The organism is Flavobacterium notoginsengisoli, assembly GCF_014207905.1.
GTDB classification, from domain to species: domain Bacteria; phylum Bacteroidota; class Bacteroidia; order Flavobacteriales; family Flavobacteriaceae; genus Flavobacterium; species Flavobacterium notoginsengisoli_A.
This window is the reverse complement of sequence record NZ_JACHLB010000001.1, coordinates 39,566-56,224: the sequence shown is the minus strand read 5'-3', so window position 1 is coordinate 56,224 and position 16,659 is coordinate 39,566. Positions and strand designations below refer to the sequence as shown.

The following is a 16,659-nucleotide window of genomic DNA, read 5'->3' as shown; positions in this document are numbered from 1 at the left end:
AAAAAAACAAATAATGTTTTGTGAACCTTGCGTAAACCCTTGCGAACTTTGCGGTTAAATTTTAAGAAAGAATATGTGCTTTCTTTGACTATCTTTGCACTTTATAAATAACAGTATTTTAGAATCATGTTTCAGTTAGGAAAAACTATTATTTCAGAAGATATTCTGGAAAAAGAATTTGTGTGCAACTTGTCTGCTTGTAAAGGAGCTTGTTGTGTTGATGGAGATGCGGGTGCGCCTTTGAATGAGGCTGAAACGAAAATCTTAGAAGAAATTTATCCGAAAGTAAAACCTTTTTTAAGAAAAGAAGGGATTGCTGCGATTGAAGCGCAAGGAACTTGGGTAAAAGGAACGGATGGTGATCTAGAAACTACATTAATAGATAATAAAGATTGTGCTTATGTAATCTTTGACGGAAAAACGGCACTTTGTGGAATTGAGCAAGCTTACAATCAAGGAATCGTAGATTGGAAAAAACCAGTTTCTTGTCATTTGTATCCAATTCGAGTAAAAGACTTCACAGAATTTGCAGCAGTAAATTATGATAAATGGGATATTTGTGACGACGCTTGTTCTTTAGGAAAAGAATTGGAAGTTCCAGTTTACAAATTTGTCAAAGAAGCACTAATTCGTCGCTTTGGTGAAGATTGGTATTTGGAACTTGAAAAAGTAGCCGAAGAACATAAAAATTCTTAAAAATCAGCGTTCCAAAATATAGTCATTTTGACTACATATTTTAACTCAAAAAAATAAAGTTTTAACTCAAAAAAAACTTTTTAAAACTATTTAAAATTTCTTGCTTTTTATATTTAAAAGTCTATATTTTACGGGGCTTTAAGAGGATGGTATGGGTTTTAAATGGCTCATTTGCAGTAAATTAATTATTGTCTGAAAAATTTTTCAAAAAATAGCCGTTGTTAAAAACTACGTCCGATTGTGAATAAGTTTGGCTTTTATTTTTGAGCTTAATTAACAATCTTTGTAGTCTACTGAATGAGTAAAAATTCAATACAAAAATTAACAAAATCTGTCATGTCACAAATCGAACCAATATTACAAGAAAATAAAAATCGCTTCGTTATTTTTCCGATTAAACATCATGATATTTGGGAATGGTACAAAAAGATGGAAGCAAGTTTTTGGACTGCCGAAGAAATTGACCTTCACCAAGATTTGACAGATTGGAATAATAAATTGAATGACGACGAAAGATATTTCATTAAACATATTTTGGCATTCTTTGCAGCTTCTGACGGAATTGTAAACGAAAACCTTGCTGAAAACTTTGTAAATGAAGTTCAGTACGCTGAAGCGAAATTTTTCTACGGATTTCAAATCATGATGGAGAATATTCATAGTGAGACCTATTCTTTATTAATTGATACTTACGTTAAAGACGAAGCGGAGAAAACAGAATTATTTAATGCTTTGGAAGTTTTCCCTGCAATTGCTAAAAAAGGAGAATGGGCTTTAAAATGGATCGAGTCTGATTCATTTGCTGAAAGACTTATTGCTTTTGCTGCTGTTGAAGGAATCTTTTTCTCAGGAGCTTTCTGTTCAATTTATTGGTTGAAAAAACGTGGTTTAATGCCAGGTTTAACTTTCTCTAATGAGTTGATTTCTCGTGACGAAGGCGTACATTGTGATTTTGCAGTTCACTTGCATAATCATCACTTAGTAAACAAAGTGCCAAAAGATAGAATTAAAGAAATCATTGTTGATGCTTTAGATATCGAAAGACAGTTTGTTACAGAATCTCTTCCAGTAAGTTTAATTGGTATGAACGCAACTTTAATGACACAATATTTAGAGTTCGTTGCCGATAGATTATTGGTAGAATTAGGTTGTGAGCGTGTGTATGGATCAGCGAATCCGTTTGATTTCATGGATATGATCTCTCTTCAAGGAAAAACTAATTTCTTTGAAAAACGTGTTGCAGAGTATCAAAAATCTGGTGTAATGAACACCGATAGCGATGCTCAGAAAATTTCATTTGATGCAGATTTTTAGGTAACAAAATACTTTTAGCGCCTGATCTTCCAGTAACGCTAAAAAAAGATTACAGATTTTTTTTTAAGGTTGAATCTCTTTCCCCAAGTCGCAGGTTCAATAGCAATTTATGACGCATTTAAATTCGATTTTCGAATTTGAAACAAGTAACTATTGAGAATTCGGTAATTCTCAAAAAATAATTTAAAAACACGCAATGTTTAAGTGCTGGAGTTCGTTCTCTAAGGACTTTCATTTTTTCAATAACTATAAAAGGTAAGCTTATGTATGTAGTAAAAAGAGATGGCCACAGAGAGCCCGTAATGTTTGATAAGATTACAGAAAGAATCAAAAAATTGTGCTACGGCTTAAATGAGCTTGTAGATCCGGTAAAGGTAGCCATGAGAGTTATCGAAGGATTGTATGATGGGGTTTCGACTTCTGAATTGGATAATCTTGCAGCAGAAACGGCAGCTTCTATGACAATTGCGCATCCTGATTATGCTCAATTGGCAGCTCGTATTGCTATTTCTAATCTACACTCAAATACTAAAAAATCTTTCTCTGAAACGATGAAAGATATGTACGGATACGTTAATCCAAGAAATGGACAAGATGCGCCATTAATTGCTGATGATGTGTACAAAGTGATTCAAGAAAATGCTGCTTTTTTAGATTCTCATATTATTTATACAAGAGATTTTAATTACGACTACTTTGGTTTCAAAACTTTAGAGCGTTCTTATCTTCTTAAAATAAACGGAAAAATTGTTGAGCGGCCACAGCATATGTTAATGCGTGTTTCTGTTGGTATTCACTTAGACGATTTGAAATCGGTTATTGAGACTTATGACCTAATGTCTAAAAAGTTCTTTACGCACGCAACGCCAACGTTGTTCAATGCAGGAACTCCAAAACCACAAATGTCTTCTTGTTTCCTTTTGGCAATGCAAGATGATAGTATTGATGGTATTTACGATACATTAAAACAAACAGCAAAAATCTCACAATCAGCAGGAGGAATCGGACTTTCTATTCATAACGTTCGTGCAACTGGATCTTACATTCGCGGTACAAACGGAACTTCAAACGGAATTGTTCCGATGTTGAGAGTTTTCAACGATACGGCTCGTTACGTAGATCAAGGTGGAGGAAAACGTAAAGGAAGTTTTGCGATTTACATCGAAACTTGGCATGCTGATATTTTCGAATTCTTGGATTTAAAGAAAAATACAGGAAAAGAAGAAATGCGTGCGAGAGATTTATTCTTTGCCATGTGGACTTCAGATTTGTTCATGAAACGTGTTCAAGAAGATTCAACTTGGACTTTAATGTGTCCTAATGAATGTCCAGGATTATATGATGTTTACGGAGATGAATTCGAAGCGTTATATACAGATTACGAATTTAGAGGAAAAGGAAGAAAAACAATCCGTGCTCGTGAATTATGGGAGAAAATCCTTGAGTCACAAATCGAGACTGGAACTCCATATATGTTGTATAAAGATGCAGCAAACCGTAAATCAAACCACAAGAATTTAGGAACAATTCGTTCTTCAAACTTGTGTACAGAGATTATGGAGTTTACATCTAAAGATGAAATCGCAGTTTGTAACTTGGCTTCTATTTCGTTGCCAATGTTTATTGAAAACGGAAAATTTGATCACGAAGCGCTTTACAACGTTACAAAACGTGTAACTCGTAACTTGAACAAAGTAATCGACAGAAACTATTATCCAGTAAAAGAAGCTGAAAACTCAAACATGCGTCACCGTCCAGTTGGTTTAGGTGTGCAAGGTTTGGCTGATGCTTTCATTATGTTGCGTATGCCGTTTACAAGTGATGAAGCAAAAGCGTTAAACCAAGAGATTTTCGAAACTTTATATTTCGCTGCTGTAACTGCTTCTATGGAAATGGCAAAAGAAGAAGGACCATATTCAACTTTCGAAGGTTCTCCAATGTCACAAGGAGAATTCCAACACAATATGTGGGGAATGAAAGATGAAGAATTATCAGGTCGTTGGGACTGGGCTTCATTAAGAAAAGAAGTTATGGAACATGGAGTTCGTAACTCATTATTAGTGGCACCAATGCCAACTGCATCGACTTCTCAAATTCTTGGAAACAACGAAGCTTTCGAACCATATACTTCAAACATTTATACACGTCGTGTATTGTCTGGAGAGTTTATTGTAGTAAACAAACATTTACTAGAAGATTTAGTAAAATTAGGTTTATGGAACGAAGATTTGAAACAAGAAATTATGCGTCATAACGGATCTGTTCAAAATATTGATAAGATTCCGCAAGACTTGAAAGATCTTTATAAAACAGTTTGGGAAATGTCGATGAAAGATATTATCGATATGTCTCGTCAAAGAGGATATTTCATTGATCAATCTCAATCATTGAACTTGTTCATGCAAGATGCAAACTATTCTAAATTGACGTCAATGCACTTCTACGCTTGGCAATCTGGTTTAAAAACAGGAATGTACTACTTGAGAACAAAAGCGGCTGTAGATGCGATTAAATTCACATTGAACAACGATAAAAAAGAAGAAACAGCTCCATCATTAGTTCAGGAAACTGAAGCAATCAGTGTTGAGGATTATAAAGCAATGCTTTTAAAAGCACAAGCGGCAGATCCTGAGGATTGTGAGATGTGTGGGTCTTAATTCTTTTTTTAGAAGAAAGAACATAGAATAAAGAGGATAGATTTACTCTTTGAAAATAGAAAGCAGTTATTGTAATGATAGCTGCTTTTTTGTTAATACTAAATAAACAGTTTATGAATAAAGTTTTAAGCTTAGTTTTTCTATGTTGTGTTTTTGCATGCCAACAAAAGGCTGAGAAGCTACCAGTACAAAAAGAACAGAATTTAGAAGAAATTGACCAAGAAGATGTAACAACTATTAGCTCTATAACAACAGACTACGATACGTTGATTAATCGAGTTAAAAAGCGAGGAGATGTAGATGCGTATGATGAACTTTTTTATAGTTTTCAAGATTGCTGTTTTAGTGCAAGAACAGATAGTGTTATGGTATATGCCAAGATTATGGCAGAAAAGTTTAATTATGATAGAGCGTATTATCACTATTATGATGCTGTTTTGGAAAAGAATGGAATAGATTATTCGAGTTTTCCGCAAATTGATATCAGTAAAATGAAAAAACCGGAAAAACAAAAATTAGAAAACTGGTTTAAATTTATGCTCGAAAGAAAACAGATAAAGCAAGAAACATTGGATTCTATTAAAAAATAAAATGTTATGAATCTTAATTTAAGTATAGCTGAAAATAAAATAGAATATTATCAATTGGCAATTCAGTATTTTAAGAATATTAATTCTGAGGAATATGAGAATATTAATTTTAGTGAGATTCTTCCAAAATCTATTTCAATTCTAATAGATCATGATTTTATTCCAACTCCCTGTATTGAAATTAAGTTAGAGCTTCTTGAAAATCAAAAAAAGACAGCGAATTATTTTCTGTATTTAAATGAAAATAAAGAATTTCTAGACGAATTTTTATATTAAGAGGGTTAACGTTTTTTATGTAAAATATAGCCCGTGGTTTCAACCACGGGCTATATTGATTATGGTTGTCTAATATTATGTAGACAATATCCTCAAAAATTTCCCGTTTTAATTATTACCAAAGACTTTTCAAAACTCAGCACCTTAGAATCTTAGCAACTTAGCCTCTTTAAAAGAATTAAACCTTTTAAAAAGAATCGAGTCTTATTGTAATAATTTCTGAACGATGAAAAAAAGCAATCTTTGGTCCTTACGATTAGGTTTTTCAGGAAAACAAACTTCAAAAATTGAAAAACTCGGCTTAGAAAAATTTCTAAAGCAATCTTATAATTCAAAATTTGATACATCATTGCCTTCTTTTTTAGATGATGATCCCAAAACATTGCTTGAACTCAAAGAACTTCGAGAATCTATCAAGACTGCAGATTCTGAAGCCAAAAAGAAAATCCTTAAAAAAGAAGTTTATTCTGCTGTTGAGTTCAGAAAATGGTGGATTGCAAAAATGCGAAACGACGAATTTCCGCTTCGGGAAAATATGGTTTGTTTCTGGCACAATCATTTTGTTTCTACTTCTCAAAAAGTAAAAGTCAATTACTGGATTTATCAGCACAATATGATTTTGCGTGAAAATGCCTTTGGGAATTTCAAAGAATTGACCAAACAAATTCTAAAATCAAATGCCATGGTTCGATATTTGGATAATGGAGACAATAAAAAAGGAAAAGTCAATGAAAATCTAAGCCGTGAACTACTAGAACTCTTCACAATCGGAATCGGAAATTATACTGAAGACGATATTAAAAACGGTGCAAAGGCTTTGGCTGGTTTAAATATTGGCGATGACGGCGCTGTTTACAGAAAAAATATCGAAGACAATAGCAATAAAACCTATTTCGGAAAAACCGGAAACTGGAAAGCAGATGATCTGGTCGATATTATTTTCGAACAGAAAAACATTCCTTATCTCATTACCCGAAAAATTCTGAAATGGTTTGTGTATGACAATCCACCTGAAGATTTAGTAACGTATTACGGCGATTATTTCCGAAAAGAAAAGTTTGAAATTCAACCTTTACTGACTAAGATTTTTACCGAAGAATTTAAAAAAGAGAATTCTGGAAATAAGATAAAAGATCCGTTAGTTTATATTTTGCAGCTGTGCGACGAATTGGAAATAAATGATATAAATGATGCTGTTATTGCTGTTTTCTTAAAACAGCAGGGAATGGATCTATACAATCAGACCAACGTAAAAGGTTGGGATGGCGGAAATTCATGGCTGACATCACAAATTTATCTGCAAAGAAACAATACAGCCGATTTGCTATGCAGTGGAAAAAGTCTTAATCGAAGAGTTTTGAAAACCATGACAAATGGAGTTGAAAAAGAAAAATCGGAATATGAGAAAATCGATGTAAAAGTAGCTTTTGACTCAGATGGAAATAATAAAAGTATTATTTCTGAATTGTCAGATCGATTATTGTTTAATGTTAGCGATTCCGCTCAAAAAGACATGGAAAATTTATTGAAGTACGATTTCGATCCCAAAGACCCACATGCTGATTTTGCCGTGGTTAGACTTTTTAATTACATCACAAAACTTCCAGAATATCAATTAATCTAAAAAGCAGTAATCATGAATAGACGAAATTTTTTAACACTGACAGGAACTTTTACTGGCGGATTATTGATTCTTCCAGATTTTTTACATGCTTTTGGTTCTCAGAATAATTTGGTTGTGGGAGAGCAGTGTATTGTTTTTGTCCAATTGAATGGCGGAAACGATGGTTTAAATACCTTTATTCCGTACGATGATCCTTTATATTATGATTTGCGAACTAAGATTGCTTTAAATAAAGATGCTGTTGTCGGGAAGAATAAAGGAATGGCATTTCATCCTTCTTTAAAAGATTTTGCTCAAATGCAGCAAAACGGAGATTTAACGGTAATTCAAAATGTCGGTTATCCAGAACCGATTCGTTCTCATTTTCGCAGTCAGGAAATTTGGCAAACAGCGACTGATTCCAATAAATACATAAATGAAGGCTGGCTCGGAAGATTTCTGGATTTGCAATGCAACGGACATCAGGCAACAGCTGGAATAAATCTAGATTCGATCGATAATTTGGCTTTAAAAGGTGTCGAACCTAATTTTATAACGGTAAAAGATCCCAATCGATTTAAAGTAAAAGGAAAAGAGGAAAATGTGACTTTGTCTAAAAACCCGCATTTAGATTTTGTTCGAAAAATTGCCAATTCCGTTACCGAAGGTTCAGATGAAATCCAGAAAGCTTTGGTAAAATCAAAAACTGAAATCAGTTATCCAAAAACAGAATTGTCGAAAAACTTAGAATGGATTGCGAGACTGATAAAAGGAAATCTGAACTCAAAAGTATATTATACTTCATTAAACGGATTTGATACGCACGATAATCAGCTTTCCATTCATGAACGAAAACTAACAGATTTAAATGATTCGCTGTTTAGTTTTTATTCCGATTTAAAACAATCTCAATTATTACAGAATGTCACAGTCGTAGTTTTTTCTGAATTCGGAAGACGCGTAAAAGACAACGGCAACGGAACCGATCATGGAACTGCGGCGCCAATGTTTATTATAGGAGGAAATAACAAAGGAACAATTTTAGGAAATAATCCAAATCTAGCTGACTTAGATAACGGCGATTTAAAATACCAAATCGATTTCAGAAGTGTATATGCATCTTTATTAAAAGAAAAAATGAATTTCGATTATACTAAAATCGGGATTATGAATAAACCGGTTTCAGGATTGTTTTGATGGGTTGATAGCCACGAATTCACGAATTTTTATTTTTAAAATCTGTGAAATTTGAATTAAATATCCACAACAATTTGCGCTAATTCGTGAATTCGTGGCGAAAAAATTTTAGAATCTTAGCATCTCAGAACCTTAGAACCTCATTCTAATATTCTCATTTTAAGCTGATTTTTTTATATTATCATACAAAACCTGCTAAATTTGTTAAGAAATCCTTTTTTGTTTCATAAAATGCAATCTTTTTTTTGGTGCACTAAAAATAATTTATACATTCGCAGAGAATTTAAAACAAAACACAAACAAAATGGCAAGTAACCGTTTTTATTTTAGCAACAATTTTTATTTCTTCTTTAGTAGAAGTCAGGATTGTGCTATGGTTATTTGAGATAAAAATTAAGACAAATAAAACTAATATACAATCCTGATGCAAATCAGGATTTTTTTTTGACTATATGACAACGAAAATTGCAATACAAGGTATAAAAGGATCATTTCATCATCAGGTTGTGAAAGAGTATTTCTCTGAAAATGTGGATATTGATGAATGTTTGTCTTTTGAAGAATTGATCGATAGCCTTATTGCCGGAAAATCTGATCAGGCCGTTATGGCGATTGAAAACTCGATTGCAGGCCCGATTATTCCAAATTATGCATTGATTGACAAGAACAATCTGCACATAATTGGAGAGCATTATTTAAACATTCAGCAAAATTTAATGGCTTTAAAAGGTCAGAAAATTGAAGATATAAAAGAAGTTCATTCGCACCCAATGGCACTTTTGCAATGCATGGATTTCTTGAAACAATATCCAAATATCAAATTGATAGAGGATAAAGATACAGCTGAAACAGCGAGAAGAATTCAAGAAAAACAGTTAACAGGAATTGCAGCAATTGCAAGTGTGACGGCTTCTGAAATGTACGATTTGGATATTATTGCATCATCGATTCAAACGATTAAAAACAATATGACGCGTTTCGTAATCATCAAAAAGCAAAATTCATTTTTGCCAGAAAGCGAAATCAACAGAGCGTCAATCAAATTTGAATTAGATCATAAAAGAGGAAGTCTAGCAGCGGTTTTAAATGTAATGAGCGACTGCAAACTGAATTTGACAAAAATCCAGTCGCTTCCAAAAATTGAAACGCCTTGGAAATATTCATTTTTCGTAGATGTGACTTTTGAGAAATACGAAGATTATGCAAAAGCAAAATCGCTTTTAAATATAATGGCAGAATATTTTAAAGTATTAGGAGAATATAGAAATACGAAACCTTTGACTACTGAGTCATAAAGTTGGAAAGTCGAAAGTCTTAAAGTCAAAAAAAAAGCAAATTAAAAAGTTTAAAAGAGCCTAAAGCTTAAGGCCTAAAGCAATAAAAAAATGATTACAACAGCAAAACGATTAGACACAGTTGAAGAATACTACTTCTCATCAAAACTAAGAGAAGTTCGTCAGTTGATGTCTGAAGGAAAACCGATCATCAACATGGGAATTGGAAGCCCTGATTTGAGTCCGTCAAAAGCAGTAATTGAAGCAGTCGCTGCGGCAATTCAAGACGAAAACGGACATGGCTATCAAAGCTATCAGGGATTGCCAGAAATGAGACAGGCGATGGCGGATTTTTATCGTGATCAGTTTGGTGTTGAAGTGAATCCGAATAATGAGATTTTACCTCTTATGGGTTCGAAAGAAGGAATTATGCATATTTCGTTAGCATTTTTAAATGAAGGCGATCACGTTTTGATTCCGAATCCAGGTTATCCAACTTATACTTCGGTAACCAATTTAGTTCAAGCAGTTCCGGTTTATTATGATTTGAAAGAAGAAAATGGATGGGAACCAGATTTTGAAGCTCTTGAAAAATTAGACCTTTCGAAAGTAAAAATTATGTGGCTGGGTTATCCGCACATGCCGACAGGAGCAAGAGGAAGTTTAGCGTTATTTGAAAAATTGGTTGCTTTTGCTAAAAAACACAACATCTTATTGATCAACGACAATCCGTATAGTTTTGTTTTGAATGATAATCCGATGAGTTTATTGCAGGTTGAAGGTGCAAAAGATGTGGCTTTAGAATTGAATTCATTAAGCAAAACATTCAACATGGCAGGCTGGAGAGTTGGAATGGTTTTAGGAAATCCTGAAATTATCGATGCGGTTCTAAAAGTAAAAAGCAACATGGACAGCGGAATGTATTACGGAATTCAGAAAGGCGCCATCGCAGCATTAAAATGTGATAAATCTTGGTTCGAAGATCAAAACAAAATTTACAGACGCCGTAGAGAATTAACGGAGAAACTAGCTGAAAAGTTAAACTGTAAAGTATATGCAGCAGGAGTTGGTTTATTTGTTTGGGCAAAACTTCCGGAAGGAATCGAATCAGCAGAGAAGTTCATTGACGAAATATTATATGAGAAACATATTTTCATCACGCCAGGAACCATTTTCGGAAGCAACGGCGAAGGATATATCAGATTCTCATTGTGTGTAAAAGAAGAAAAAGTACAAGAAGCGATAGATCGATTTTAGATTTTAGAATGCAGATTTTAGATTTCAGATTGTCAGGCTGAGCGAAGTCGAAGCCCGCTTCAATAGGAAAGCCCTTCGACTTCGCTCAGGGTGACAAATGAAAGTAAAAGTTGGAATTTGGAATTTTAAAATTGGAAATTAAAGAAATAGTATGAAAGTATACGTAATAGGAATAGGATTAATTGGAGGTTCGATGGTGTTAGACATCAAAGGGCGTTATCCTGAAGCGACTATTTTTGGAATCGATAGCAACGAACAACATTTACAACAAGCGATTGAGTTAGGAGTTATTGACGAAGCGGGAAGCTTTGAAGATTTACAAAAAGCTGATTTTGTAATTGTTTCGGTTCCGGTGGATGTGGCCTTAACGGTTTTGCCAAAAGTTCTGGATGCGGTTGGAGATAAAACAATTGTTTTTGAAGTAGGATCGACTAAAAAGCCAATTTGTGATGCAGTTGCCAATCATCCGAAAAGAAGAAATTTTATAGCAACGCACCCAATTGCAGGAACAGAGTTCTCAGGGCCATCAGCAGCAATAAGAGGTTTGTTTCAAGGAAAAACAAATATCATTTGCGAAGTGGAAAAAACCACTTTCAAATTGCAGGAAAAAGCACTGAATCTTTTTACCTCAATAGGAATGAGAATTCGATATATGGATCCAGTTTCGCACGACAAACACATTGCTTACGTTTCGCATTTATCGCACATCAGTTCGTTTATGCTCGGGAAAACGGTAATGAATAAAGAAAAAGACGAACAGGATATTTTTGATATGGCGGGAAGTGGATTCGAAAGTACCGTTCGTTTAGCCAAAAGTTCGCCAGCGATGTGGACACCCATTTTTAAGCAGAATAAAGAACACGTTTTGGAAACTTTAGAAGCTTATATTTCAAATCTCAGTCGGTTTAGAGATTTGTTAAAAGAAGAAGATTACAACGCCATTTTTGAAGAAATGGAAAGCACAAATAAAATAAAAGAAATATTAAACGGATTAATTAAAAAGTAAAAACTATAATAAAATGGAAAATAAAAAAGAAATGAGAAAGTGGTTAGAAGATTTCAATTTAAATCACCCACTTGTGATAGCTGGACCTTGTAGTGCAGAAACTGAAGATCAGGTATTGAAAATCGCTCACGAATTAAAAGATTCAAAAGTAAGCGTTTTCAGAGCTGGAATCTGGAAACCAAGAACTCGTCCGGGAGGATTTGAGGGTATTGGAGAAATCGGATTAAAATGGTTACAAAAAGCAAAAGCTGAAACTGGTTTATTAATGGGAACTGAGGTTGCAACTGCAGCTCACTGTAAACTTGCTTTAGAATATGATATCGACGTTTTATGGGTTGGTGCACGTACAACTGCAAACCCTTTCGCAGTTCAAGAAATTGCAGATACTTTAAAAGGAACTGATAAAATCGTTTTGGTTAAAAACCCTGTAAACCCAGATTTAGCTTTATGGTTAGGTGGTGTTGAGCGTTTACACATGGCTGGAATCGAGAAATTAGGAGTTATCCACAGAGGTTTCTCTACTTACGAAAAAACAAAATACAGAAACATTCCAGAGTGGCAGATTGCTATCGAATTGCAAAATAAATTCCCTGATTTACCATTAATCATCGACCCATCTCACATTACTGGAGATCGTAAAATGATTTTCGAAGTAACTCAAGAGGCTTTAGACTTGAACTACGATGGTATGATCATCGAAACGCATATCGATCCAGACAACGCTTGGTCTGATGCTGCTCAGCAAGTTACTCCAGATACTTTGAAACAAATCATCAAAGATTTGACTATCAGAAAAACGGATGATACTACAGACGAGTACAGCCAAAAAATGACAAAATTAAGAGCTAACATCGACGTACTTGATGCTAACTTATTAGAATTGTTAGGAAAACGTATGAAAGTGGCTGACGAAATCGGTCAGGTGAAAAAAGATGCGAACGTTGCGATTCTTCAAAACAACCGTTGGAACGAAATCTTAGGAAAAATGATTTTAGAAGGTGAGAAAAAAGGTCTTACTGAAGAATTCGTTTTAAGAATGTTCAAAGCGATTCACCAGGAAAGTATCGGTCACCAAGAGAAAATTTTCAACGCATAATTTCTTGTTAAACCATATAAGTGATATAAGTTAATTTAAGGTTTTTAAAAACTTTGTTATTGAGTTTTATTATATCACGCATTTAAAATTAGATTGTTTTTATATTAAATCTCCACTGCTTTCGGGCATTGGAGATTTTTTTTGATAAATAAGTTTTATCTTCCCAACCTTTTGACGTTTTTTGTTCTCTATAACAATATGAACCTTAATTTTTGTATTATGAAATTAAAATTGTTTTCGTCTGCGCCGAGCATTTTTCAAGTGAATTTGAATGTATTGCTTCTCTTTTTCTTGTTTATTGGAACAAAAACTTTTGCACAAAGCCCTGAACTTACTGTAAAAGGGGAAGAAGCAGAAAAAGTGAGAATGAATAAACTTTTTGTAAATGTAAAAGTCGTTGGCAATATTGCTTACACTACCGCTGAAATGCATTTTTTTAATTCGGGGAATCGTCAGATGGAGGCAGAACTTATTTTTCCTTTACCAGAAAATGTTTCTGTTTCAAGATATGCTATTGATATTAATGGAAAACTTCGTGAAGCTGTTCCGGTAAATAAAAATAAAGGGAAACAAGTTTTTGAAGCAATCGAACATCGTCGCGTCGATCCGGGATTGTTAGAAAAAGTAGATGGGAATAATTTCAAAACTAGAATTTATCCACTAATGCCAAATGGCGAGCGAACTGTTGTTATTGGTTATGAAGAAGAACTCTCAGCTGTTGATAAAGATAATTTAGCATATCAGTTAGTAAGTCGTTTTCCTAAAAAATTAGATCAGTTCGAAATTAACGTTTCTGTTTTAGGAGCTTCTACGGCACCAACAGTTACTGAAAATTCAGGAAATGAAATTACATTTTCAAAATGGAATCAGGCTTTTCAGGCATCTATTAAAAAAGAAAATTATCAACCATCAGAAAAAATAGTACTTAAAATTCCAATACAGCAAAATATTCCAAGTGTTTTAATGCAAGACGTTGGTGGACAGTATTATTTTTATGGAAATACTTTTATTGAAGGAAATAAAACTGCTAAAAAAACACCAGCTTCAATTGGTTTAATTTGGGATAATTCTTTGAGTTGTAAAAATCGTGATTTGAAAAAAGAATTGGATTTGCTAGATGCTTATTTCCAAAAAGTAAAAAACACAAAAGTTACATTGTACTTTTTGAATTATACTTTTGAAAAACAGCAAGAATATATTATTTCTGATGGGAATTGGTCAGCTTTAAAAGCTATTTTAGAAAAAACGAGATACGATGGCGGAACTCGATTTTCGAAATTGAACTTTACAGGTCAGGATGAATATTTATTTTTTACAGACGGATTATCTTCTTTGAGTGAAAATCTTCTGCCAAAAACTAAAAAACCAGTTTATTCAATTACATCTTCAGTTTCTGCTGATTTTGCTTTTCTGAATTTTTCGTCCACAAAAACTGGCGGTAGTTTTATCAATTTAAATCAGATAAATGCTGAAACTGCTTTGGATAAATTGACGAATACAAATTTGAAATTTTTAGGAATAAAAGAGAATTTAACCGTAACCGATTTATTTCCGATGGAAGGAACGTCGGTTTCAGGGAATTTTAGTTTTTCTGGAATTTCTTTAAACTCAAAAAATGAAATTACGTTACTATTTGGTTATAATAATGAAGTGGTTTTAGAAAGAAAAATTACGCTTGATGCTTCAACTCAAAATAGTAATGATATTAATATTGAAAAACTTTGGGCACAGAAAAAAATCGCAAATCTTGAATTAGAATATGCTAAAAACGCTGATGAAATTGAACTTCTTGGAAAGAAATTCGGAATTGTAACCAAAAACACTTCGTTGATTGTTTTAGAAGATATCAGAGATTATATTTCTTATGATATTATTCCACCAACTGAATTGCGTGCCGAATTTGACAGAATTAAAAAACAAGAACATGATACTTCATTAGCTCAGCAAAGAAGTAATTGGGAAAGTATAGACAGTTATTTTAAAGGATTAGATGTTTGGTGGAAAAAGAATATTAAATATAATGGGCAAAAAATAGCGTCTAAATATAAGCATAAAAATGAGGTTCAATCAGGAATAGCTTATGGACGTGAAACGATAAAAGGAAATCCTGATGCTGTTTTAACAATAGATGAGCCAATTGGAGCAGGACCAGTATCAACGACTATTGTAGAAGATAATGCGGTATACAATACGCCACCTCCACCATCTGAACCAAAAGTAGATCAAGTTAAATTTGTTAGACCAGTTGTTGCAAAAGCAGAAGAGGTTACTGAGGATGCACCAAAAATCACTGATTTAAAAGATAAGAAAGTTGGCAGTGAAGTAATTAATCAAAATTCAAATTCTGCCAAATTAGAAGAAGTAGTTGTAGTAGGTTACGGAACTCAAAAGAAAAGTGAAGTAGTAGGCGCTGTTACAGAAAGTATTTCAAAAGATAAATTTATACCTCAAGATTCAGGTACAGATGAAGGTTATTTGGCTAGAGATTCAAAAAAGCCTTTAATTATAGTAGATGGTCAGTTTTATGAGGGAGAAGTGGCTGATTTAAATTCTGATGATGTTGAGTCGGTAGATGTTTTGAAAGATCCGTTTAGAATTTCTGTTTATGGAAGCAGGGCAGCAAATGGAGTTATTATTATAACAACGAAAAAGAAATCTTCAAATAATGGTATTGTCCAAACAAAAAGTTGGAATCCAGATCGATTATATTTAAAAGCATTGGCATCAGCACCAAAAGAAAAACAATATGATTTGTATTTCGAATTAAGAAATACGCAAGAAAGAAATCCAAGTTTTTATTTTGATGTGGCTCACTTTTTCTACAATCAAGGCGATATTAAAAAGGCGTTGTTGATTATAAGTAATGTTGCCGATTTAGGTTTAGAGAATCATCAATTGTATAAAACTCTTACTTATACATTGCGCCAGTGGAAAGATTATGATGATGCCGTTTTTACCGCAAAACAAGTTGTAAAATGGAGAGAACACGAACCACAGAGTCTTAGAGATTATGCTTTGACACTTGAAGATACTGGAAAATATCAAGAGGCTTTTAATCAATTAATTAAAGCACTTGAAGTAAATTATTATGGAGAAATGGGTGGTCAGTATGAAGGAGTAGAAGATATTATTTTGATGGATATTAACCGATTAATGACAGCACATCCTGGTTTGAAAACAGGTAAATTAGATAAAAAATATATCACAAAAATGCCTGTTGATATTCGAATAATCATGAATTGGAATCAAATGGATGTTGATTTGGATCTGCATGTAATTGAACCAACTGGCGAGGAATGTTATTACAGCCATACATCAACACAAATTGGCGGAAGATTTTCTAAAGATTTTACAGATGGTTATGGCCCAGAACAGTATATCATAAGAAATGCTGTTAAAGGGAAATATAAAATTCAGAGTGATTATTTTGGAGAAACGGAATTAACTGAAAATGGCCCAGCTACAATTATGGTTGAAATTTATACTACTAAGGCAGGAAAAACAACCAGAACTTTAAAAACAATTCAGTTAGGAAAAGTGAAAGAAAATGAAGATTTAGCTGTAATTGTTTGGTAAGATTCATAAAATCAAATTAGAGATTTCAAATTTAAAAGGCGAAGTTGCGTTGTTCAATTCTAAAAACGTAATTTTGCCTTTTATTTTTTAGGTTTAAAAAGCAATCTAAAATCTAAA

12 protein-coding genes are annotated in these 16,659 nt (G+C 33.4%); all 12 read left to right on the top strand.

Annotated elements, in window-relative coordinates; translation table 11 throughout:
- Nucleotides 1-126 precede the first annotated feature (126 nt).
- The 12 genes from HNP35_RS00215 (at nucleotide 127) to HNP35_RS00160 (ending at nucleotide 16,542) form a co-directional block, all read left to right on the top strand.
- Nucleotides 127-696: a DUF3109 family protein gene (locus tag HNP35_RS00215; protein ID WP_184159595.1), complete on the top strand. Its 570-nt coding sequence runs from the start codon at nucleotides 127-129 to the stop codon at nucleotides 694-696.
- 336 nt (nucleotides 697-1,032) lie between these two features.
- Nucleotides 1,033-2,010: a ribonucleotide-diphosphate reductase subunit beta gene (locus HNP35_RS00210; protein ID WP_026728414.1), complete on the top strand. Its 978-nt coding sequence runs from the start codon at nucleotides 1,033-1,035 to the stop codon at nucleotides 2,008-2,010.
- Nucleotides 2,011-2,273: 263 nt separating this feature from the next.
- Nucleotides 2,274-4,667: a ribonucleoside-diphosphate reductase subunit alpha gene (locus tag HNP35_RS00205; RefSeq protein WP_184159597.1), complete on the top strand. Its 2,394-nt coding sequence runs from the start codon at nucleotides 2,274-2,276 to the stop codon at nucleotides 4,665-4,667.
- A gap of 113 nt (nucleotides 4,668-4,780) precedes the next feature.
- On the top strand, nucleotides 4,781-5,257 hold the full coding sequence (locus tag HNP35_RS00200) for a hypothetical protein (protein ID WP_184159599.1): 477 nt from the start codon (nucleotides 4,781-4,783) through the stop codon (nucleotides 5,255-5,257).
- 6 nt (nucleotides 5,258-5,263) lie between these two features.
- The gene (locus tag HNP35_RS00195) at nucleotides 5,264-5,533 is read left to right on the top strand and encodes a hypothetical protein (RefSeq protein WP_184159601.1); all 270 of its coding nucleotides are present in this window, start codon (nucleotides 5,264-5,266) and stop codon (nucleotides 5,531-5,533) included.
- A gap of 226 nt (nucleotides 5,534-5,759) precedes the next feature.
- A complete protein-coding gene (locus tag HNP35_RS00190; RefSeq protein WP_184159603.1) occupies nucleotides 5,760-7,157 on the top strand; it encodes a DUF1800 domain-containing protein in 1,398 nt (465 codons plus the stop codon).
- A 12-nt stretch (nucleotides 7,158-7,169) separates the two neighbouring features.
- Nucleotides 7,170-8,333 carry a DUF1501 domain-containing protein gene (locus tag HNP35_RS00185; protein WP_184159605.1) on the top strand — a complete coding sequence of 388 codons (1,164 nt, stop codon included), beginning with the start codon at nucleotides 7,170-7,172 and terminating at the stop codon, nucleotides 8,331-8,333.
- A 452-nt stretch (nucleotides 8,334-8,785) separates the two neighbouring features.
- On the top strand, nucleotides 8,786-9,628 hold the full coding sequence (locus tag HNP35_RS00180; protein ID WP_184159607.1) for a prephenate dehydratase: 843 nt from the start codon (nucleotides 8,786-8,788) through the stop codon (nucleotides 9,626-9,628).
- 90 nt (nucleotides 9,629-9,718) lie between these two features.
- Complete coding sequence (locus tag HNP35_RS00175) at nucleotides 9,719-10,864, top strand: pyridoxal phosphate-dependent aminotransferase (RefSeq protein WP_184159609.1); 1,146 nt, start codon at nucleotides 9,719-9,721, stop codon at nucleotides 10,862-10,864.
- Between the two features lie 151 nt (nucleotides 10,865-11,015).
- Nucleotides 11,016-11,870, top strand: coding sequence for a prephenate dehydrogenase (locus HNP35_RS00170; protein ID WP_184159611.1), 855 nt, complete (start codon nucleotides 11,016-11,018; stop codon nucleotides 11,868-11,870).
- Between the two features lie 13 nt (nucleotides 11,871-11,883).
- The gene (locus HNP35_RS00165) at nucleotides 11,884-12,966 is read left to right on the top strand and encodes a bifunctional 3-deoxy-7-phosphoheptulonate synthase/chorismate mutase type II (protein ID WP_144217355.1); all 1,083 of its coding nucleotides are present in this window, start codon (nucleotides 11,884-11,886) and stop codon (nucleotides 12,964-12,966) included.
- 219 nt (nucleotides 12,967-13,185) lie between these two features.
- Nucleotides 13,186-16,542, top strand: a complete 3,357-nt coding sequence (locus HNP35_RS00160; RefSeq protein ID WP_184159613.1) for a VIT domain-containing protein — start codon at nucleotides 13,186-13,188, stop codon at nucleotides 16,540-16,542.
- The last annotated feature ends 117 nt before the right edge of the window (nucleotides 16,543-16,659 follow it).